Below are 21,845 nucleotides of genomic sequence, written 5' to 3' on the forward strand. Positions count from 1 at the left end.
ACGAGCTCCATACCGCTTGCTGCCCTTGAATCCAACCATGACGACTGCCACCGAACGACGCAAACAGGACATCGAGAGCATTGCGGCACTGACCGCCTTGCAGCAGGGCGTCCTGTTCCACGCACTGGAACGCGGCGACGGCGACCCCTATCACTATCAGCGCGTCTTCGACATTCGCGGCGAGCTGGCGATCGATGACTTCGTGCGCGCCTGGCAATGGACCGCCGACCGTCACCAGGCGCTGCGCAGCGACTTTATCTGGGGCGAGAGCGACGTGCCGCTGCAGATCGCGTACAAGCGGCGGCCCGTTCAACTGGAACAGATCGATTGGCGCGGCATGCCGCCGGACGAACAGCGCCGGCAACTGGAAGCCAGGCTCAAGGCGCAGCGGCAAGAAGGTTTCCCCTTCCGCCGGGCAGCCGACCTTCGGCTCTGCCTGCTCCAGGTGGAGGCGCGGCGCTGGTGGCTGGCCTGGTCCTTCCATCATGTCGCGATGGATGGCTGGAGCGTTGGCATGGTGCTGAGCGATGTCCTGCAGTCGTATCTGGCGCTGCGCCGCGGCCAGCCGCTGCCCGCCACGGCGCCGCGTCCCTTCAGCGCCTATCTGCAGTGGCTGGGCCAGCGCGACAAGGCGGCGTCGGCCAGCTACTGGCAGCAGGCACTGGCGGACGTGGAAGTGCCAACGCCGCTGCCGGCCAGCGCGCCGGAGGTCGGCCGATCGGGCTATGCGGAGCAAAGGCTGACGCTGTCGCCCGCCCTCAGCGACACCGCGCGCACGCTGGCGCGGCAGGCAGGCGTCACCGTCAATACGCTGGTGCAGGGGCTGTGGGCCTGGACGCTGGCACGGCACGGCGGCGGCGACGACGTGGTGTTCGGCACCACGGTGTCGGGCCGCTCCGGCGATTTCCCCGGCATCGAATCGATGGTCGGCCTGTTCATCAATACGATTCCGCTGCGTGTGCGACTGCCGAGCGACCTGCCGGTCCGGCAATGGTGGCGCGCCATCCAGCAACAGGCCGTGGAGAACCAGCAGCACGAACATATGCCGCTGCCGGACATCCAGCGGCTGGCACGGCCGGGCGAAGGCGGCACGTTGTTCGACAGCATCGTGGTGTTCGAGAACTACCCCGTCGACGCCGCGCTGAAACAGCGGCAGGGCGAGATCGATATCCGCCTGCTGGGCGCCGCCGCCAAGGAGGACGCTGCCGAATTCGTCATCAGCGGCCGCAACAACTATCCGCTGAGCCTGATCGCCGCGATGGAAGAGCGTCTGCATCTGACGCTCGCCTACCAGCGCGATCGCTTCGCGGACCGGGACATCACGGCGTTGCTGGGCCGGATGGAACAGGCGCTGCAACGTATGCTGGCCGATCCCGATCAATGCCTTGGACAGATCGGCATCGCCGGAGATGGGGGCGTGCTGGTCGCCAAACCCGTCGACGGAGCGCTGTCGGATGTCCTGACTGCCTGGCGGCGCGGCGTTGAGGCGGATCCTTCCGCGATGGCGTTGCGATATGAGGAGCAAACGCTGACTCGGGGCGAGACCGATCGGATCGCCAATGGGATCGCGGCCGCGCTGGTGGAGCGCGGTATTGGGCGCGAGACGCGGGTTGGACTTTGTGTCGAGCGATCGCCGGGGTTCGTGACCGGACTGCTTGGCATCCTGAAGGCCGGCGCGGTTTGCGTGCCGCTCGATCCGGCGCAGCCAGTCGAACGCTTGCGGCAGTTGTTGGACGACGCCGGCGCCGGTGTTGTCGTCGGCTCGGTGCCAGGCTTCCTGCCGGGCTTCGATTGCATCGATCCGGCCTCGGTGGTGCCGGTTGCCGATGCGCCTTCCGTCTCGCTGCTTCCTGGCCAAGCCGCTTACCTGATCTATACCTCCGGCTCCACCGGCACCCCCAAGGGCGTGGTGGTCAGTCATGACGCATTGGCCCACTACGTCTCCGGCGTGCTGCATCGGCTGCAGTTGCCTGCCGATGCCTCGATGGCGATGGTCTCCACCACCGCCGCCGACCTCGGCCATACCGTGCTGTTCGGCGCCCTCTGCAGCGGCCGGACCTTGCATTTGATCTCGCGCGAGCGTGGCTTCGATCCGGACCGATTTGCCGACTACATGGTCCGGCACCGCGTCGGTGTGCTCAAGATCGTCCCGAGCCATCTGCGCGGATTGCTCCAAGCGCGGCAACCCGCCGACGTGCTGCCCGAGCAGGCGCTGATCCTCGGCGGCGAAGCGACCTCGGCCGAACTGGCTCGGACGATCCGCGACCTGAAGCCGCACTGCCGGCTGTTCAATCACTATGGCCCGACGGAAACGACGGTCGGCGTGCTGACGCATGAAGCGGTGACCTTGCCCGAGCGGCAGCTGCCGACCGGCACGCCGCTGCCCGGCTCGCGTGTCTATGTGCTCGACGCCGACCTGAACCCGGTTCCCGCCGGCATCGTCGGCGAGCTCTATATCGCCGGGCCGCAACTGGCCCGCGGCTACCTCGGCCGCCCAGGGCTGACTGCCGAGCGCTTCGTGCCGGATCCCTTTACGGACGGCGCGCGGATGTACCGCACCGGCGACCGCGTCAGGCAGGACGCAGCAGGCCGCATCGAATACCTCGGCCGCCAGGACGAACAGGTCAAGATCCGCGGCTACCGCGTTGAACTCGGCGAAATCGCGCATCTGCTGCGATCGCAGGCGGGCGTCAAGGACGCCGCCGTGATCGTCCATGAGGACCGTCTGGTCGCCTACTGCGTGCTGGACGGCACGGATACCGTAGCGCTAAAGACCACACTCAAGGCGCAACTGCCCGACCACATGGTCCCGGCCCAACTGATCGCGCTGGACCGCCTGCCGGTCACGCCCAACGGCAAGCTCGATCGTCGCGCCCTGCCCGCACCGGTCTGGGAAACCCAGGGCTACGTCGCCCCGCGCAACGGCATCGAAACCCTGCTGGCGCACGTCTGGCAGGAGGTCCTCGGCGTCGAGCGCGTCGGCGCCACCGACAACTTCTTCGAGCTTGGTGGCGATTCAATCCTGTCGCTGAAGCTGATCGCCCGCCTGAAGAAGGCCGGTCACAAGCTGTTGCCCAAGCAGGTATTTGCCAACCCCGTACTGGGCGACCTTGCGCAGGCGATCGCGACGAATCAGAACGGCGCCTCGTCTTCGTCAGCGACGGCGGATCGCACTCCCGCCCGGGCCGATCGCAGCGCCCCGATCCCGTTGTCCTGGGCCCAGCAACGGCTATGGTTCCTGTGGCAATGGAACCGCAACAGCGCCGCGTACAACATCCCAAGAGCGGTCCGTCTGCGCGGCAACCTCGATCGGTCGGCACTGCAGCGGACCTTCGATGCGCTGGTGGAGCGGCACGAAAGCCTGCGCACCACCTTCGATCAGGAGGGCGAGCAGGCGGTGCAACGGATTCACGCGCCTCAGCCCCTGCCGATTGCCATCACCGATCTGCGCGACACCGATCCGGCGCAGCGCGACGCTGCCGTGCAATCGCTGGTCGACGCCGAGGCCCAGGCGCCGTTCGACCTGGAGCAAGGACCGCTGCTGCGCGTGCGCCTGCTGCGCCTGGCCGACGACGACCACATCCTCTTGGTCACCATGCACCATATCGTCTCCGACGGCTGGTCGATGAACGTGGTGATCGACGAGTTCGCCCGGCTCTATGGGGGCTTCGTCAGTAGCCAGCCGGCGCAGCTGGCGCCACTGCCGATTCAGTACGCCGACTACGCGGCGTGGCAGAAGCAGTGGCTCGAAGCCGGTGAACTCGAGCGGCAACTGGGCTACTGGAAGTCGCATCTGGCCAACGATGGCACCGTGGTGCTCGAACTGCCGACCGACCGGCCGCGCCCTGCGGTGCCAAGCCATCGCGGCGGCGCGGTTTCGTTCTCGCTCGATGCCGACCTGTCGTCGAAGCTGCGTACGCTGGCCCGCAATGCCGACACCACCCTCTTTACCGTGCTACTGGCCGCCTTCCAGGTGCTGCTCTACCGCTACACCGGCCAGCGCGACCTGCGCGTCGGCGTGCCGGTGGCCAACCGCAATCGGGTGGAAACCGAGGGTGTGGTCGGCTTCTTCGTCAACACGCAGGTGTTGCGGACCGAGATCGACGGCAGCATGGCGTTTGACGCTGTGCTCGCCCGCGCTCGCGAGTCCGTGCTGCAAGCCCAGGCACATCAGGAATTGCCCTTCGAGCAGTTGGTCGAGGCATTGCAGCCCGAACGCGACCCGTCGCGCAACCCGCTGTTCCAGGTGATGCTGAACCATCAGCGGCGCGACCGCAGCATCGCGCAACGGCTTCCGGGATTGCAGCTGGAACCGGTGGAGCGATCGGTTCGATCGACCAAGGTGGACCTGTCCCTCGATACGCAGGAGGACCAGACCGGCGCAGTGTTCGTGGCCATGGGATATGCGTGCGATCTATTCGACCATCGTACGGTTGAACGGATGCTGGCGCACTACCTTGGCGTCCTCGAGCAGATGGCGGCGGGGTCGGGGCTTCGTGTTGGCGAGTTCGTGCTGAATGGCGGGGACGAAGGATCGCTGATCGGTGAGGCGGTGGCTGCCAGGCCAACCGATGTGCTGGCGGCATGGCGGCGCAATGTCGAGGTCGATCCATCCGCGATGGCGTTGCGATATGAGGAGCAGACGCTGACGCGCGGCGAGGCCGACCGGCTTGCCAACGGCATCGCGGCGGCGCTGGCCGAACGCGGCATTGGGCGCGAGACGCGGGTTGGGCTTTGTGTCGAACGCTCTCCTGCATTCGTCACCGGACTGCTTGGCATCCTGAAGGCTGGGGCGGTTTGCGTGCCGCTTGATCCGGCGCAGCCGGTCGAACGCTTGCGGCAGCTGCTAGGTGACGCTGGTGCGGGCGTTGTGGTCGGCTCGGTGCCGCGCTTCGATCCCATCGAAGGAACGTCGGTGCCCGGCTTCGATTGCATCGATCCGGCCTCGGTGGCGCCGGTCGACGATGCGCCTTCTGTCTCGCTGCTTCCGGGCCAAGCCGCTTACCTGATCTATACCTCGGGCTCCACCGGCACCCCGAAGGGCGTGGTGGTCAGCCACGATGCGCTCGCGCACTACGTCTCCGGCGTGCTGCACCGGCTACAACTGCCTGCCGATGCCTCGATGGCAATGGTCTCCACCACCGCCGCCGATCTCGGCCATACCGTGCTGTTCGGCGCCCTCTGCAGCGGCCGAACCTTGCATCTGATCTCCCGGGAGCGCAGGTTCGATCCGGACCGCTTTGCCGACTACATGGCCCGGCACCGCGTGGGCGTGCTCAAGATCGTTCCCAGCCATCTGCGCGGATTGCTGCAGGCGCGGCAGTCTGCCGACGTCCTGCCAGAGCAGGCGCTGATTCTTGGCGGCGAGGCCACCTCCGCCGAACTGGCCCGCACGATCCGCGACTTGAAGCGGCACTGCCGGCTGTTCAATCACTACGGTCCGACGGAAACGACCGTCGGCGTACTGACGCATGAAGCGGTAACCTTGCCCGAGCGGCAGTTGCCCACCGGCACGCCGCTGCCCGGCTCGCGTGTCTATGTACTGGACGCCGACCTGAACCCGGTGCCGGCAGGCATCGTCGGCGAGCTCTATATCGCCGGACCGCAGCTGGCCCGGGGGCTACCTCGGTCGCCCGGGACTGACCGCCGAGCGCTTCGTGCCTGATCCCTTCACCGAGGGCGAGCGGATGTACCGCACTGGCGACCGCGTCAGGCAAGACGCCGACGGCCGGATCGAATACCTCGGCCGCCAGGACGAACAGGTCAAGATCCGCGGCTATCGGGTCGAACTCGGCGAAATCGCGCATCTGCTGCGATCGCAGGCGGGCGTCAAGGACGCGGCTGTGCTGGTCCATGAGGACCGGCTGGTCGCCTACTGCGTGCTGCACGGCACGGATACCGCCACGCTAAAGACCGAACTGAAGGCGCAACTGCCCGACCACATGGTCCCGGCGCAGCTGATCGCGCTCGACCGCCTCCCGGTCACGCCAAACGGCAAGCTGGACCGCCGCGCGCTGCCCGCACCGGTATGGGAAACCCAGGGTTACGTCGCCCCGCGCAACGAGATCGAAACCGTGCTCGCGCAGGTCTGGCAAGACGTGCTCGGCGTCGAGCAGGTCGGCATCCACGACAACTTCTTCGAGCTCGGCGGCCATTCGCTGCTGTGCCTGCAAGTGCTGACGCGCCTGCGCGCCGCGACCGGCGCCGGTCTGGCGATCGAGCTGCGCCATCTGATGGAACACCAGACCATCGCGTCGCTCTGCCAGGTGCTCGGCGGCGCGGGCTCGGCGCAGCACCGGCCTGTGCCCTTGAATCGGCCCGCCGGCGAGACGCCACCGCTGTTCTGCCTGCACGCATCCTTCGGCAATGTGTTCGACTACACGCCGCTCGCGCGAGCACTTGAGGGGAGCCTGCACGGTCCACGGGCTGGCCTGCCCGCCGCTGGACACGTTCGACTCGCTCGAACATCTTGCCCATCTGCACGTGATGGCGATCCGGGCGGTGCAGCCCACGGGGCCCTATCGGCTGCTGGGATGGTCGCTCGGTGGCGCACTGGCGGCACGGATGGCTGCGATCCTGGAGGACGCCGGCGAAACTGTAAGCTTCCTCGGCCTCGTGGACAGTTTGGTGCCACGCCAGGGCACAGCCCCGGTCAGGCAGCGTGGCTCGATCGACGAACTCTACGCGTATCTGTTGCAGCTGTTCCCGCAGTTGGCGGACAGCGGCTTTGCGGAGGAACTGACGAGGGCGCAGGCGCAGCTGCAAGGTGCCGCGCTGGTCGAGCATCTGATCCGGCGCGCCTTCGCGCTGGCCGGCGGTGCGGAGCACGCGGGCCCGGACGAGCTGTCACGGATGTTCGCCACCGCCGAACGGCTGCGCGAACTCGGCCACGACATGGCGCTGCAGGCGGTGCAGGTGGCGCCGACGTGCTGGTGGGCAGGCGATCGCGCCGACGACGATATCGAACGGCTGGTCGCCCTGCTGGAACGGCAGCCCGCCTATTCGCAGCGCGTGGCCGCCACGCACCTGGGCATCGTGCGGGCGCCGGCCTTTATCGACGGGCTGCGCGATCGACTGGAGGCCGTGCCGGCGAACGGTTGACGCCGCGCTCGGTGGAAGAGGCGGCCGGGATCAGCGCATACCAGAGCCCGGCCGCCGTCATCGCGCCCAAGGCCAGCCACGACACCCAGTCCCAAACCCCGTCCGCGAACAGCGCGGCGGCCAGGCCGACGCAGCCGGCCACGGCCAGGACGATCGGCATGCCGTAGATCCACAGGAAAGTCCCCGGCGTTTTCATCGGCTGGCTCCGGTTTGAGTCACCGCGGCGACCGCGGGGGCGGCGCGCTCGGCGCTGCGCTGTTCGTCTTCCATCTTGCGCAGCCGCGCATTGGTGGTGCGCGTGCGGCCGACCCACAGATAGATGCCGCTGCCGAGCAGGACGATCGTGATGACATCGAGGATGGCCCACAGGATCTTCAGCGGCATCGCGCCGTAGTCGCCGAAATGCAGCGGGCCGGAGATCCGCAGCGCGGCGACGTACCAGGGCATCTCGCGCTTGGCCGCGAAGGCTCCGGTCTGCGCGTCGATCAGCACCGGCTTGATCAGCCGCGAGGTGATATGGGCGTCGCCGCGCATGAAGACCGCGTAGTGATGGTTGCCGGCCAGCGGCGTGCCGGGGAAGGCGACAAAGGCGGTGGTCATGTCCGGTTCCTCGGCCTTGGCCAGCGCGATCGCGGCGTCGAGCGAGGCCAGCTTGTCCGGCGGCGCCGCCACGGCAGCTGATGACCCGTCCCTGACCGCGAACGGCGCGACCATCGCCTTCAGCTCGGTGGCCTGCCAGAAGCTGTACGTCGGCTTGGCCAGCGTCAGCAGCACGCCGGTCAGCCCGACCACGAAGGCCCACGACAGCGTGGCCATGCCCAGCACGTTATGCAGGTCCAGCCATTTGAGCCGGGTCGACCGTTCGCGGCGCACCGTGCCGAAGGGCAGCTTCTTCATCAGCGGGCCATAGACGACGATGCCCGAGACGATCGAGATCACGAACAGCAGGCCCATGAAGCCCAGGAACAGCGTGCCCGCCAGCCCGGCGAACAGGTCCGTATGCAGCTTCACCATGATCAGCATGAAGCCGGACCGCAGCGGCGTATCGCGCAGCAGGTCGCCAGTCCGCGCATCGTGGGTCAGCAGCGCCCCGCCCTGGCGAGGCGCGTCGCGGGAGGACAGCGAGACGAACCAGACCGGCTCCTCGTCGTCGGCGGTGACGAAGCGGACCGCCGTGCCCGGGCGCCGCTCCAGTGCGTCGGCGACGATGCGATCGACCGGGACCCGCCCCCGCATCGGCCGGCAGTTCCGGCGCCTCTACCCCATTGCCGAGCCAGTGGTCGATCTCATGCCCGAAGATCAGCGGCAGGCCGGTCAGGCACAGCAGCAGCAGGAAGACGGTGCAGATCAGGCTGGTCCATTTGTGGATCAGGTACCAGATGCGGAACGTTCGGATATGCATGGTGGCTGGCGCCCGGCGGCGGTCGATCCCTATTTGCGAATGATTCGCATTCTATATGGGTCTGGCGGCCCCCGGATAGCCTACGGGCGCAGGCCCCGGCACAGCGTGCCCCACGCGCTAAATTTCCCGCCTCGCCCACCGTCTCTCCAGCACCGGTCGAACGCCTTTGCCGGCCATCACCATGGAGAACATCATGCCGATCGAACAGTCGGGCAGCGCGGCCGCCGCCTTCCAGGGGTTCCGTTCCTTCGAGGCGCGCGGCGACGCCCTGGAATCGTCGTGGGAAGCCGGGCGGCTCGAGGTACGTGACGCCCGCCGCAACGAACCGCTCGCCGCCTTCGCCGTTGCCCCGGGACCGCGCCCGGTGCTGCGCCTCGCGGAATCCTTTGCCGATACCGACGCGTCCGCCGATGCCGCGATCGCGGCGCTCGAGGCGATCACGACGCAATGGGGCGTCACCGAAGTCCATGTCGATATCGAACACCAGCCGACGCGGGCGTTGCTGCATCGGCGCGGTGTCGTGCGTCCGCACATCGACGGCGACCGCTGCGAGGCCGCGATGCTGTGGCAATACGCGCCGCTATGGCTAGGCAGCCGCGCCGAGGCACCCTATCCGCTGCGCTATGCGATGACCGGCGAGAAGCGTCATCCGCTGCGGCCACCGAAGCCGGCGGGCACCGTCTACGCGCGTTATATCCCCTGGCTGCGCCGCACCTTGACGCTGCACGCCGCCACGGTCGAGCACGACCTTGCCAGCCTGCACCGCTGGATGAACGATCCCGACGTCGCGCACTTCTGGCAGGAGGAAGGCGACGAGGAAAAGCACCGGCGCTATCTGCAAGGGCTGATCGACGATCCGCACATGCTGCCGCTGATCGCGTCGATCGACGGCACGCCGTTCGGCTACTTCGAGGTCTATTGGGCCAAGGAAAACCGCATCGCGCCGTTCTATGACGCCAACGACTACGACCGCGGCTGGCACGTGCTGATCGGCGAGCCGGCATTCCGTGGCAAGGCCTTCCTGACCGCCTGGTTCCCCCGCCATCCAGCATTTCCAGTTCCTGGACGATCCGCGCACGCAGCGCATCGTCGGCGAGCCGCGCTCGGACCACCATCGCCAGATCGCCAACCTCGATCGGGCCGGCTTCTCGAAGGTCAAGCTGTTCGATTTCCCGCACAAGCAGGCCATGCTGGTGATGCTGCTGCGCGAACGCTTCTTCGGCGAGCATCTGTACCTGCCCGCGGACCGGGACGGACTGGAAACGGCGTCCTCAGCGTCCTCAGCGTCCTGAACGGCTGACGGCCGGAACGCGCCGGCCGCCTTGCCGATATCGGCGAGAAAGGCGCCGGCGCGAACCGGCAACCGCCCACCTGGCTATGCCGTGCCAACCAGCGGCCGCGACTCGATCGGCTGCGCCGTGACAAGCATCGCCTCGCGGCCGGCCTGCATCTCCTTCTCCAGCACCGCCTCGGCGATCTCGTGCGAGCGCACGGCGAGCACCGACAGCAAGGTATCGCTGAGGCCGTGGCTGTCCTCGCAGCATCCCTGCAGGAAAATCTGCGGCAGGCAGCGCGCCGAGGTCTGCAGCCGATAGTGGCGATCGACGCGGAAGCCCTCGCCGATCAGCGCGGCCAGCGGCGCCAGCATGCGTTCGTGGGCCTGGCGCCGATAGCCGGTGGCCAGCACCACCAGATCGAACTGCTGGCGCTGCACGGCGCCATTGGCACGGTCGCGCAGCACGCAGGCGATGCCGTCCGGCTGCGGCGCGGCCGCTTCGATGTCCTTCCCGGTCAGCAGCTGGTGCTGCGGATTGCCGACCACCTTCTGCTGATAGAGCAACTGATAGATGCGCTCGATCAGGTCGAGATCGACCACCGAATAGTTGGTGTTGCGATATTCCTGCAGCATCTGCTGCCGGCGCTCGCCGGGTTGCCGATAGATGAAGTCGGTAAAGCCCGGGCTGAAGATCTCGTTGACGAAGGGGCTATCGTCCGACGGCTTGAGGGCGCCACCGCGCATCACCATCGCGACCTCGGAGGCGGGGAAGCGCTTGACCAGGTCCATGAAGACCTCGGCGGCGCTCTGGCCGCCGCCGACCACCGCGATCCGCCGTGGCGCCGTGTCGTCGCGATACTGGGCGATCCGGTCCAGGTAGCCGGACGAATGCACCACGCGCGCATCGCGCCAGCCACGGAAGGCCGCGGGCACCTGCGGCTCGCCGCCGACGCCCAGTACCAGATTGCGCGTCAGGCGCTCAAGGACGCGCCCGTCCGCGGCGCGCGAGCGGACGCGCAGGCGTTGCACCACGCCGTCGGCCGGCTCCGGCAGCACGTCGATCACCTCTTCCCCCATAGTGGCAGCGCTCGCCGAAGTGCGAGGCGACCCACGCCAGATAGTCGTTGAACTCGATCCGGCTCGGGAAGAAGGTCTTCAGGTTGATGAACGCTTCGAGCCGCCCGCGGCTGTGCAGATAGTTGATGAAGGTATAAGGGCTGCGCGGATTGCGCAGCGTCGCCAGATCCTTCAGGAAGGAAATCTGCATGTCGGTATCGTCGAGCAGCATGCCGCCGTGCCAGACGAAATCGGGCTTGCGCTCGATGAAGGCATAGCGCGGTGGCCGTGCCATGCGGGCGGCTGCGGCGGCACCGGCGCGCTCTTCCATCGCAATGGCCAGCGCCAGATTCGATGGCCCGAAGCCGATGCCGAGTAGGTCGTATTCCAAAGCACTGCTTGTCATCTGATGCCCCTTGCGGTGGGAGTTCGGCGACCGACGCAGCGGCCGACCCCGCGTCTCGTGCGGGGATATCCGATGTGACGATCCGGGGCGGGCGATATTTAGATTTTGGATTCGATCCGGCGATCGGCGACGCGAGCCCGCCGGGTTCCTGTCGACTAAATTCGCACCCTCGCGGTCCGTCTAGTTGTCACGGGCGTTCGCTTGGGCGCCGCCACTGCCACGCATCCAGTCAGACGAGGGACACACCATGAGCTTCGACAGCGACACCCTGCTCTTCCAGGTCGTCATCAATCCGGAAGAGCAGTATTCGATCTGGCCCGATTACCGTCCGATCCCGGCGGGCTGGCGCGCCGTCGGCTTCAGCGGCCAGCGGCAGCAATGCCTGGAGTACATCGAGACACACTGGACCGATATGCGGCCCGCGAGCCTGCGTGCGGCGATGCAAGCGCAGGGCGAGCCCGCGGCGCGATGACCGCCACCGGCCCGGTCACGCTGTGGTGCCTGCCCAATGCGGGCGCGGGGGGCGGCGGCCTATGCCGGATGGCGCCGCGCGGCGCCGGCCGGGCTGACGATCCGGCCGGTCGAACTGCCCGGCCGCGGCACCCGCATCGGGCAGCCGCTGTGCGAATCGTTCGATGCGCTGTGCGACCAGCTGGCGCTTGAACTGCGCCAGCAGCGGCTGCTGGCCGCATCGCCGCGCGGCCGCCATGCGCTGTTCGGCCACAGCATGGGCGCGCTGATCGCCTACGAGCTGGCGCACCGTTGGCAGGCCGACGGCGAGCCCGCTTGCGCCTTGCTGGTCTCCGGTTGCCCGGCCCCACGACTGCGCGACCCCGGCCGTTTCGCCGGGCCGCTGGACGATGCCGCCCTGATGGATCATCTGCGGGCGCTCGACGGCACGCCGCCGGAATTGCTGGAACACGAGGAAATGATGGCGCTGACGTTGCCGGTGCTGCGTGCCGACTTCCGGGTCTGCGCGAGCTATCGGCATCGCGAGCGGCCGTTGCTGCGCTGTCCGCTGCATGCCTTCGGTGGGCGCGGCGACCGCAGCGTGGGCGGTGCGATCGCCGGCTGGGGCCACGAAACGGAGGGCGCCTTCACGCTGGACTGGTACGACGGCGGCCACTTCTTCCTGCGCGAGCACACCGCATCGATGCTGGCGCGGATCGGCACGCAGCTTGGCGTGTCGGCGTCGGCCGCGGCGGGGACCGAAGCCGTGGAGGTCAGCGCATGCTAGCGCCGCTGCGATCGATGGAGCCGACGCCCGTGCCGCTGCCGGCGCCGCTCGATCCTTACGACGTGCGCGTCTGGCGGATCGATATCGACGTCAGGGCCGAGCCCGCGCCCGGCGACCTGGCAATCCTGTCGCCACAGGAAACGGCACGGCTGCGCGGCTATCGGCGCGGTGCCGATCGGGCTCGCTTTGCCGCGGTACGCGCCGCGTTGCGGCGCCTGCTTGGCGCGATTGTCGAACTGACGCCGCAGGCGGTGCCGCTGGAGGCCGATCCGCAGGGCAAACCGATCTTGCCGCCGGCAATCCACGACGCGCCACGCTTCAACGTCTCGCACAGCGGCGGCATCGGATTGATCGCCATCGCCACCGATCCCGCGGTCGCGGCGACCGGTGTCGACATCGAACAATGCCGCCCGGTGGAGCCGCTGGCGCTGGCCGCATCGGCGTTTGCGCCCGACGAGCAGGCCATGCTGCGCGGCTGCCATCCCGCCCTGCGGCTGGATCGCTTCTATGCGCTGTGGACCGCGCGCGAAGCCTTGACCAAGGCTGCCGGCACCGGCATCGCGGATCCCCGTTGGCAGCAGGTCGCGCTGCAGGGGTCGGGCGATGGACGCTGGCGGCCGCACGGTCCAGGGGCGTCGCTACCGACCGCCGCGGGGGCGTGGCATCCGGCGCAGGCCTGCGCGGTTGTTTCGCTGCCGTTCCAAGCGAACGCCGGCGACGCGCCATATCGTGCCGCCTTGGCGCTGCTCACCGGGGCTGCTGGTACTTCCCTCTGCCGCGCCCCTCTCCCGCAGGCGGGAGAGGGGCTAAACACCGCTTCCGCGCTTCCCGCCGAAGCCCTTCTCGCCGAAGGCATTCCCGCCGAGACCCTTCCGATGAGGACCGCATGACCGATCTGTCCACGCCTACCGTCGAGTCGCTGACCGCCGCGTCGTTGCCGCGCGCGGTGGAGCTGCCCTTCACCATCGAGGCCGCCAGCGCGGGCGAGCCGCTGATCGAAGCGCTGCCACGGCTGCGCGCCCAGATCGAGGAACAGCTCCGTACCACCGGCGGCGTGCTGTTCCGCTCGTTCGCCGTCGACGGCGCCGAGGGCTTCCGCGCCTTCGCCGCCGCCTTCGGCCACCCGCTGCTCAGCTATGAGTTCGGCTCCACGCCGCGCAGCAAGGTGACCGGCGGCGTCTATACCTCGACCGAATACCCCGCGCACCAGTCGATCCCGCTGCACAACGAGCAGGCCTATACGCGCGAATGGCCGATGAAGATCTGGTTCTATTGCGAACGCGCGGCGCCGCAGGGTGGCGAAACGCCGATCGCCGACAGCCGCGCGATCTACCGCGCCGTCGATGCCGGCACACGGGAGCGCTTTGCCACGCGCGGGCTTTGCTATGTGCGCAACTTCGGCAACGGCATGGACGTGCCCTGGCAGCAGGTGTTCAACACCCAGGACCGTGTCCAGGTCGAGGCCTACTGCGCGCGGCATGGCATCGTCTGCGAATGGAAGGACGACGGCGAACTGCGTACGCGCCAGCGGGGTGCAGGGCATCGCCCATCATCCGCATACCGGCGATCCGGTGTGGTTCAACCAGGCGCACCTGTTCCATCTGTCGGCGCTGGCGCCCGAGATGCGCGAGGTGCTGCTCGATACGGTCGGCGAAGAGGACCTGCCGCGCAACGTGTATTACGGCGACGGCGCGCCGATTCCCGACGCCGAACTGGACGCGGTCCGCGCGGTGCTCGACGCGCACAAGATCGTGTTCCCGTGGCGCCAGGGCGATGTGCTGATGCTGGACAACATGCTGACCGCGCACGCCCGCGAGCCGTTCAGCGGGCCGCGCAAGGTGGTGGTGGCGATGGCCGAGCCGCACGGCGCCCAGGCCTAGCCCGACCGAAGTCGCACGGCCCCTCTCGTCATTTCCGCCAATGCGGGAATCCGGCGTCATACGAGGCGCTGGGTCCCCGCTTTCGCGGGACGACGGCATTGCGGCCCCGGAATGGCGGCCACAATGCGCGCCTGACGAGCCTACTTCAGGTCGCCAAACTTGCGCCCCTGCGCCACCAGGTCTTCGAGCAGCCTGGCCGGCCTGAAGTCGGCACCGAAGCTTTCCTCGTAGCGCCGCAGCGTCTCCAGCACCTTGTCGAGGCCGATGGTGTCCGCATAGAACATCGGGCCGCCACGGTAGACCGGCCAGCCATAGCCGTTGACCCAGATCACGTCGATGTCCGACGCGCGGATCGCCTTGCCCTCCTCCAGGATCTTCGCGCCCTCGTTGATCATCGGATAGATGCAGCGCTCCAGGATCTCCTGCTCGGAGACGACGCGGCTGGTTCGGCCCTGCTTCGCTGCAAAATCGCGGATCACCTGCTCGACCACCGGCGACGGCCTGGCGTTGCGCTTCTCGTCGTAGTCGTAGTACCCCGCGCCGGTCTTCTGACCGCGGCGGTCCATTTCGCAGAGGATCTCGCGCAGCGTCGAGCTGCTCGATTTCTCCCGCACCCAGCCGAGGTCGAGGCCGGCGAGGTCGCTCATTGCGAACGGTCCCATCGGGAAGCCGAAGTCGTACAGCACGCGGTCGACGTCCCACGGCAGCGCGCCTTCCAGCACCAGCTTCTGTGCCTCGCGCTGGCGCTGCGCCAGCATCCGGTTGCCGACGAAGCCCGGGCAGACGCCCACCAGCGCCGCGATCTTGCCGATCTTGCGGGCCAGTTCCATCGACGTGCGGATCACCGGCTTGGCGGTCTTCGCGCCGCGCACGACCTCCAACAGCTTCATCACATTGGCCGGCGAGAAAAAATGCAGGCCGATCACCGCCTCCGGCCGCGAAGTGGCCGCGGCGATCTCGTCGACGTCCAGCGCCGAGGTATTGGTCGCCAGGATCGCACCGGGCTTGGCGATGCGGTCGAGCCGCCCGAACACGTCCTTCTTGACGTCCATGTTCTCGAACACGGCCTCGATCACCAGATCGGCGTCGGCAAGTTGCTCCATCTCCAGCGTCGGGGTCAGCAACCCCATGCGGCGCTCGATGTCGGCGGCCGTGATGCGGCCTTTCTTTGCCGTGTTCTCGTAGTTGGTGCGGATGGTCCGCACCCCACGGTCCAGCGCCTGCTGCGAGGTCTCGACAATGGTGACCGGATAGCCCGCATTGAGGAAGTTCATCGCAATGCCGCCGCCCATGGTGCCTGCCCCGATGATGCCGACCTGCTTGACCGGAAGCAGCGGCGTATCCGCGCCGATATCGGGCAACTGCCAGACCTGGCGCGAGGCGAAGAAGTAGTAGCGCTGCGCCGCCGACTGCGTGCCGTTCAGCAGCTCGACGAACATCGCGCGCTCGCGCTTGAGCCCTTCGTCGAACGGCAGTTCGACCGCCGCCTCGATGCAGCGGATGTTGTATTCGGGCGCATCGAAGCCGCGAAAGCGCCGGGCGTTCGCGCGGCGGAACTCGGCGAAGATCTCTGGCTTGCCGCGCGCGGCGGCGATCTTGTCGTCGAGATCGCGGACCTTGCGCAGCGGCCGGGCTTCCGCCACTACCTGGCGGGCGAAGGCAACGGCATCGGAGCGCAGGCTCGCGTCGTCGGTCAGCAGATCGACCAGGCCCATCTCGGCCGCGGCCGGCGCCGGCACGTGCGTGCCCGAGGTGACCATCTCCAGCGCCTTCTCGACGCCGACGATGCGCGGCAGCCGCTGGGTGCCGCCCGCGCCGGGCAGCAGGCCCAGATTGACCTCGGGCAGGCCGCATTTGGCCGAGCGCGCCGCGACACGATAGTGGCAGACCAGCGCGACCTCGAGCCCGCCGCCGAGCGCGGTGCCGTGGATGGCGGCGATCACCGGCTTGGGCGCGTCCTCGATGGCGGCCTGCACCTCGGGCAGCGACGGGCCGGTCGGCGGCTTGCCGAACTCGGTGATATCGGCGCCCGCGATAAACGTCTTGCCGGCGCAGATCAGCACGATGGCCTTGACCGCGTCGTCGGCGACGGCCTGCCGGACGCCCGCCAGGATGCCGGCGCGAACATTGGCCGACAGCGCGTTGACCGGCGGCGAGTCGATCGTCAGCACGGCAATGCCGGCGTCCACGGTGAGGTCGGTGACCGGGTTGATGGTCGTCATCGAGATGTCTCCATTGGAATTGGAAATGAAATCGGCATTGGATTCGGGCTCAGGCTCGGGATTGGGCGGGGAATCCGGATGGGACGCGGATCGACATTACGCGGCCCACTCCTAACTCAGCCCGCGCGATCGCTGACATCCCGCGCGATCGCCAGAAAACGCTCCAGCTCGTCCCGGATGCGTTTCTTGTTGTATTTGCCGACGCTGGTCTTCGGGATGTCGCGGGTGATCGCCACCAGCTTGGGCAGCATCCATTTGGTGATGCGGCCGGTGTCGACGCCATGGGTCTTCAGGAAATCGATGACCGCGTATTCGTCGGCCTCGAAGCCGGTGCGCACGCTGACCAGCGCCATCGGCCGCTCGCCCCAGACCGGATCGGGCACGCCGACCACGGTCGCCTCCTGCACGAAGTCGGCCATCGCGATCAGGTTTTCCAGCAGCACGGTCGGCACCATCTCGGCGCCGCTGCGGATCACGTCCTTGATGCGGTCCGCGATCGTGATGTAGCCGTGCGCATCGACCTTGGCAAGGTCGCCGGTATGCAGCCAGCCGCCGCGCCACAGCTCGGCGCTCTTCTCGGGATCGCGGAAATAGCGTTCGGTGGTCCACGGCGCGCGCACGACGATCTCGCCGACGGTCTGGTCGTCCTTCGGCACCGGCTTGCCGTCATCGTCCACCACCTCGACGTCGACGCCGAGGATCGGCAGACCCGCCTTGACCAGCAGCGCATCAGTCTGCTCGCGGTCCAGGTCGACCAGGTCCTTCTTGATGAAGGAGGTGACGATGGTCGGGGCGGTTTCCGTCATGCCATAGCCCGAACTCATCCGGAACGACGGGATCAGCGCTTCGAGCTTCTTCTTCAGGCCCAGCGGCAGCGCGCCGCCGCCGACGCTGACGCGCACCAGGCTGCTGAGGTCGTACTTGTGGAGGTCCGGGTATTCGAGCAGCATCGCCGCGATGGTGGCGACGATGCCGACCGAGGTCACCTTCTCGCGCTCGACCAGCTCGCAGAACCCCTGCACGGTGAAGGTGCCGTGCAGCACGATCTTCTGCGCGCTGTAGACCGCGATGAAGGGCGCGCCCCGGGCGTGGATATGGAACATCGGCGTGTTCAGCAGCGGCACCGCCGCCTCGCCAAGCCGCACGCCCAGGCCATCCTCGATGTCGAGCGACGGCGTGTTGGCGATCGCCATCTGCGCCATCACGTGCACCGTCATCAGGTACAGCTGGCGGTGCGTGAAGGTCGCGCCCTTGGGCTGTCCGGTGGTGCCGGTGGTGTAGCACAGCGTCGCGTTGACGTCCTCGTGCAGGGCCGGCCAGTCGAACTTCTCCGGCTGCCGCGCCAGCAGATCCTCGTAGTGGATCAGGTTGGCGATACGCGTCTCGGGCAGTCCGGGCTTGTCCGACAGATAGACGAAGCGCTGCACCACATCCTTGATATGGTCGTAGATGCCCTCGACCAGCGGCAGCAGCGCGTCGTCGAAGAACAGCACGCGGTCCTGCGCATGGCGGATCGTGTAGACGATATGCTCGGGCGACAGCCGGACGTTGACCGGATGCAGCGTCGCGCCGACGCCGGGCACGCCGAAGTACAGCTCCAGGTGGCGGTGCGTGTTCAGCGCCATGGTGGCGATGCGATCGCCCGGTTCGCCCGGCGTTCCGGCCACGACATCGAGCTCGGACGACAGCGCGTTGGCCAGCTGGCAGACGCGCCGATACCACTGGTCCCAGGTAAAGCGGAAATACTCCCCGCTGAGGTGATTGCGGTAGACGACGCCGATCTGGTCGGGATACATCCGCACCGGCCGCCGCATGATGGTGGTCAACAGCAGCGGATAGTGGGTGCTGAACTCGGGATAGGTTCTGGCTTCCATCTCGTCTCCTGGTGTTTGTCTTTTGCCCTCTGCCCCAGCCCTTTCCCGCAGGCGGGAGAAGGGAAGCAGACCGTGCGCAAAGCGTCGGCGTCCGGGCATCGGCGTACCCACGCGTCAGTGCGTCAGTGCGTCAGTGCGTCAGTGCGTCACGACGTCATGGGATCGCCCTGGTTCGGCGGCAACGGCCCGGGCCGCCGTCGCGGGTCCTTCATCGCCAGCGCCATCGCGAACGCCAGGCACTTGACCGCGATGGCCAGCGCGAACACCAGCCAGAAGCGCACGCCCTGCGCCAGCATGCCGCCGAGCACCGGGCCGATCGCCATCATCGCGTAGGTGCCGGTGCCCGCGACGGCCAGCAGCATCGGCCGGTCCTTGCGTGCGCCGAATTCCATCACCAGGTTGTCGGCCGAAATGAAGAAGCCGCCGAAGCCCGCGCCCAGTCCGCAGAAGGCCAGCACGAACCAGCCCAGCGAGCCGCAGCACAGCAGCAGCGCGGTGGCGGCGATCCATAGCGCGATGCTGGCGAGAAACACGAGCCGATAGCCGTAGCGATCGGCCAGCCGACCCCACAGCAGGTTGCTGGCGGTCTGCGCCAGCAGATAGGCCAGGCTCAGATAGCCCAGCGTCGCGCCGGACAGGTCGATATGCTGGCCGGCATAGATCGCATAGAACGGCATCGCCATCATGCCCAGCGCCACCAGCGCGCGGGCGATGAAGAAGCGCACGAAGTCGGGCTGCGCCCGCAGCAGCGCCGGCACTTCGCGAATGCGGCGCCGAAATCCGACCGGCTGGCGCACGTCCTGCAAGGCGGGCTCGCGCATGCCCACCAGTGCGGAGATACCGAGGCTGGTCAGCACGAACGCGGCCAGGAAGGTCGCCGCATAGCCGTTGCCGAGCACGTCGTTGCCGACCAGATAGCGCCCTCCGAGCCAGGCCACCGCGGCCGCGGTCAGGCCGCCGAAGAAGTTGCGCAGCGCGCTGAGTCCGCCACGGCGATGCAGCGGAATGATCTTCGAGGTCAGGTATTGGAAGGCGACGTTTTGCACGCCGTTCAGCAGCCCGAACAGCAGCAGGAAGACGGCCGCCGCCGTCAGCGCCGCCGTGCCCGACAACCAGAGCGCCGACAGCGCCAGCCCCAGCACCTGCAGCCGTACTAGCCAGCCGACGCGGTACAGCATCGGCATCACCTGCTGCCGATGCTCGATCAGCGTCGCGCCCCACAGCGACGACGCGGCCATGCCGGCGTACTGTGTCGACAGCACCAGGCCGACGGTCAGCTTCGAGCCGGACAGCAGGTAGAGATAGGCCGGCACGAAGGTCGGCGCGGTGACGAGCCGAAAGCCCGTCATGCCCAGCATGCCGTGCGCGAGGAAGGCCATTGCATTGCGGCGGAAATGCCGCGACACATGGTCGCGATAGCCGCGCTCGGCATCGTCGTCCGCGCCGGCGGACTCGCGCGCGGAGGACAAGGCGGGGCTCATGCCGACCCCGGCTCCGAATGCATACCGGTGGCCGGCGCCGCCGCGTATTGCCGCAGCGCCTGATCCAGTGCGACCGGCTCCAGCGACAGCAGCTCCATCACCGCGGCGAGCCACGGCGGGCGCTCGCAGCAGCAGACCGAGATGGGCGTATCGAGGTCGGAATGCTGCGAGGCCAGCATCGCGAAGCTCGACGCATAGCTGGGCGGGCGAACGTCATTGGCCAGTTCCGCAATCGCGAACGGATCGGGCGGCGCCAACTGGGTCATGTCCGGCACCGGAATATAGGGACTGCGCGCCGCGCTGCCGCCGCCGGACAGCCCCGGTCCGTCGCGCACGATGGCGCCACGGACCTCGCCCGGACGAGCCCCGGCCAGCAGCAGCGCGACATAGCCGCCGATGCCGCGGCCGGCGACCGTGCAGGGGCCCAGATGCGCCAGCGCGATGTCCGCGTCGGCCATCAGGAACTCGCAGCTGTAGCCGCCGCCGCGCGGCAGGTCCGATACGCCATGGCCGGTGAAGTCCAGCGCATGGACCGGGCCGGGCCAGCTCGCGTATTCGGCCGGCAGCGCGGCCGGCGAGCGCTCGCCGAGCCCGTGCAGCAACAGCAGCGGATGGCCGCCGCCATCCTTGAGCCGATGCAGCGCAAGCCGCAGGCGATGGTGGCGAAGGTATTGGGGCAGGGATTGGCGCGGGGACTGGCCAGAGGACTGGCGCGGGGACGGGATCATGGACATGGTCATGCGCCGAAGAACTGCAGGATGCGGCGCGCCGTCTCCTGCGGCCGTTCGATATGGATGAAATGGCCGACGTCCTGCATGCGATGGACCTCGGTGGTCGCGGGGAAGAACGGCATCAGGTCGTCGGCGGTCGCGTCCCAGCCCATCGGTTCCTTCTCGGAGCCGAAGATGGCCAGCATCGGGATCGGAAAACCCGGCAGCCTGTCGGTCATCCAGCGCACCCGCATCGGTCCGAAGCCGCCCACGCCGATCGCGGGGTCCAGCTTCCAGCGCCAGCCCTGCTCGTCGCGACGCGCGCCGTGCGAGGCGATGTAGCACAGCCATTCGTGGCTCAGGCGCGGGTTCATCCTGGCGCGGCGCTGCGCCAGTTCCTCGAGCGTGCCGGGCCGCCGTTCGAGTTCGCCGCTGCGGCGGCGCGCATCGAGCCAGCGGGCGATGACGGGCCCGGTCAGCGAGGACTTGCGTTCGCGCACGGCGCTGTCGGCATGCGGGCTGCGGAACGGCAGGCCGTCGATCGAAGCAAAACGGATGAACCGGTGCGGCAGCGCCTGGATCGCCTGCACCAGCAGCGAGCCGCCCTTGCTGTGGCCGACCGCCAGGCAGGGCTCGCGCGTGATCGAATCCGCCACCGCCAGCATGTCGCGCACATCGGCGACCCAGTTGTAGAGATCGGCGTGATCGGAATCGCCGTGGCCGCGATGGTCATACGAGACCACGCGGTAGCCCGCATCGGCCAGCAGCGGCGCGAAGCCATCGAAGGTGCGGGCAAAATCGAGCGCGCCATGGACGAGGAGCAGCGGCGTGGCATCCGGCTCGCCCCATTCGTAGACGGCCAGCCGCAGGCCGCTGGCGTCGACCCAGCGGCGGCGGTCGGGCGCCCGCGCGCCGGGGAAGGTCCACACCGCTTCGTCGGTCGAAGCCTCGCTGGTCTCCATGTCTCCACCTCGGCCGCTCCGGCGCGTCGCCGTCGGCCTGTTTCGTAATTCTGGTATGTTTCCGGCGATGCTAACACAGCGATCGCGCTCCGCCATATTGCCGTGGATTCCGCGCCGCGTGCGACATATTCGATATGCGCGCTCTGCATGGCCGATACCGTTTTCGTAAATAGCGTATTGACGGTGGCGAGCGCCCGCTTGTATAACGGCCCTGCAGCCCCGGATCGGCGCAGTCCGT

General features: G+C 68.0%; 14 protein-coding genes and 3 pseudogenes. 8 read left to right on the plus strand and 9 right to left on the minus strand.

The window, feature by feature from the left end:
- Window positions 1–37: 37 nt before the first annotated feature.
- The 3 genes and pseudogenes from OJJOAM_RS16290 (at window position 38) to OJJOAM_RS16300 (ending at window position 7,101) form a co-directional block, all read left to right on the plus strand.
- Window positions 38–5,665 (plus strand): amino acid adenylation domain-containing protein, encoded by a 5,628-nt coding sequence (locus OJJOAM_RS16290; protein WP_422650396.1) that lies wholly within the window; start codon window positions 38–40, stop codon window positions 5,663–5,665.
- Window positions 5,666–5,687: 22 nt separating this feature from the next.
- Window positions 5,688–6,209: pseudogene (locus OJJOAM_RS16295) on the plus strand (AMP-binding enzyme); the annotation flags it as partial.
- 157 nt (window positions 6,210–6,366) lie between these two features.
- On the plus strand, window positions 6,367–7,101 hold the full coding sequence (locus OJJOAM_RS16300) for a thioesterase domain-containing protein (protein WP_422650397.1): 735 nt from the start codon (window positions 6,367–6,369) through the stop codon (window positions 7,099–7,101).
- Here OJJOAM_RS16300 and OJJOAM_RS16305 read toward each other — a convergent pair.
- Window positions 7,052–7,297, minus strand: coding sequence for a hypothetical protein (locus OJJOAM_RS16305; protein WP_422650398.1), 246 nt, complete (start codon window positions 7,295–7,297; stop codon window positions 7,052–7,054). The genes OJJOAM_RS16300 and OJJOAM_RS16305 overlap by 50 nt on opposite strands.
- A gap of 164 nt (window positions 7,298–7,461) precedes the next feature.
- Window positions 7,462–8,503: pseudogene (locus OJJOAM_RS16310) on the minus strand (PepSY-associated TM helix domain-containing protein); the annotation flags it as partial.
- Window positions 8,504–8,696: 193 nt separating this feature from the next.
- Here OJJOAM_RS16310 and OJJOAM_RS16315 point away from each other — a divergent pair.
- Complete coding sequence (locus OJJOAM_RS16315) at window positions 8,697–9,803, plus strand: GNAT family N-acetyltransferase (RefSeq protein ID WP_422650399.1); 1,107 nt, start codon at window positions 8,697–8,699, stop codon at window positions 9,801–9,803.
- A gap of 75 nt (window positions 9,804–9,878) precedes the next feature.
- Here OJJOAM_RS16315 and OJJOAM_RS16320 read toward each other — a convergent pair whose 3' ends face one another.
- Together OJJOAM_RS16320 and OJJOAM_RS16325 are read right to left on the minus strand one after the other, a co-directional pair.
- Entirely contained in the window at window positions 9,879–10,844 is a 966-nt protein-coding gene (locus OJJOAM_RS16320) for a SidA/IucD/PvdA family monooxygenase (protein ID WP_422650400.1), read from the minus strand.
- Window positions 10,759–11,226 (minus strand): SidA/IucD/PvdA family monooxygenase, encoded by a 468-nt coding sequence (locus tag OJJOAM_RS16325; protein ID WP_422650401.1) that lies wholly within the window; start codon window positions 11,224–11,226, stop codon window positions 10,759–10,761. Before OJJOAM_RS16325 ends, OJJOAM_RS16320 begins: the two co-directional genes overlap by 86 nt.
- 262 nt (window positions 11,227–11,488) lie before the next feature.
- Here OJJOAM_RS16325 and OJJOAM_RS16330 point away from each other — a divergent pair, with 262 nt between their 5' ends.
- The 4 genes and pseudogenes from OJJOAM_RS16330 to OJJOAM_RS16345 all read left to right on the plus strand — a co-directional run bounded on the left by OJJOAM_RS16330 (window position 11,489) and on the right by OJJOAM_RS16345 (window position 14,358).
- The gene (locus OJJOAM_RS16330) at window positions 11,489–11,713 is read left to right on the plus strand and encodes an MbtH family protein (RefSeq protein WP_149319596.1); all 225 of its coding nucleotides are present in this window, start codon (window positions 11,489–11,491) and stop codon (window positions 11,711–11,713) included.
- A 36-nt stretch (window positions 11,714–11,749) separates the two neighbouring features.
- Window positions 11,750–12,478 carry a thioesterase II family protein gene (locus OJJOAM_RS16335; protein WP_422650402.1) on the plus strand — a complete coding sequence of 243 codons (729 nt, stop codon included), beginning with the start codon at window positions 11,750–11,752 and terminating at the stop codon, window positions 12,476–12,478.
- Window positions 12,472–13,368: a 4'-phosphopantetheinyl transferase family protein gene (locus OJJOAM_RS16340; protein WP_422650403.1), complete on the plus strand. Its 897-nt coding sequence runs from the start codon at window positions 12,472–12,474 to the stop codon at window positions 13,366–13,368. Before OJJOAM_RS16335 ends, OJJOAM_RS16340 begins: the two co-directional genes overlap by 7 nt.
- A pseudogene (locus tag OJJOAM_RS16345) lies at window positions 13,365–14,358 on the plus strand (TauD/TfdA family dioxygenase). The gene OJJOAM_RS16340 and the pseudogene OJJOAM_RS16345 overlap by 4 nt, the downstream one beginning before the upstream one ends.
- A gap of 140 nt (window positions 14,359–14,498) precedes the next feature.
- Here OJJOAM_RS16345 and OJJOAM_RS16350 read toward each other — a convergent pair.
- The 5 genes from OJJOAM_RS16350 to OJJOAM_RS16370 form a co-directional block, all read right to left on the minus strand.
- A complete protein-coding gene (locus tag OJJOAM_RS16350; RefSeq protein WP_422650404.1) occupies window positions 14,499–16,580 on the minus strand; it encodes a 3-hydroxyacyl-CoA dehydrogenase NAD-binding domain-containing protein in 2,082 nt (693 codons plus the stop codon).
- Between the two features lie 116 nt (window positions 16,581–16,696).
- Complete coding sequence (locus OJJOAM_RS16355) at window positions 16,697–18,454, minus strand: long-chain-fatty-acid--CoA ligase (protein WP_422650405.1); 1,758 nt, start codon at window positions 18,452–18,454, stop codon at window positions 16,697–16,699.
- Window positions 18,455–18,600: 146 nt separating this feature from the next.
- Window positions 18,601–19,935, minus strand: coding sequence for an MFS transporter (locus OJJOAM_RS16360; RefSeq protein ID WP_422650406.1), 1,335 nt, complete (start codon window positions 19,933–19,935; stop codon window positions 18,601–18,603).
- The gene (locus OJJOAM_RS16365; protein ID WP_422650407.1) at window positions 19,932–20,669 is read right to left on the minus strand and encodes an alpha/beta fold hydrolase; all 738 of its coding nucleotides are present in this window, start codon (window positions 20,667–20,669) and stop codon (window positions 19,932–19,934) included. The genes OJJOAM_RS16360 and OJJOAM_RS16365 overlap by 4 nt, the downstream gene beginning before the upstream one ends.
- A gap of 2 nt (window positions 20,670–20,671) precedes the next feature.
- Complete coding sequence (locus OJJOAM_RS16370) at window positions 20,672–21,607, minus strand: alpha/beta fold hydrolase (RefSeq protein WP_422650408.1); 936 nt, start codon at window positions 21,605–21,607, stop codon at window positions 20,672–20,674.
- Window positions 21,608–21,845: the final 238 nt, after the last annotated feature.

The sequence above is a fragment of the Cupriavidus sp. H18C1 genome (assembly GCF_049311595.1).
GTDB lineage: Bacteria > Pseudomonadota > Gammaproteobacteria > Burkholderiales > Burkholderiaceae > Cupriavidus > Cupriavidus cauae.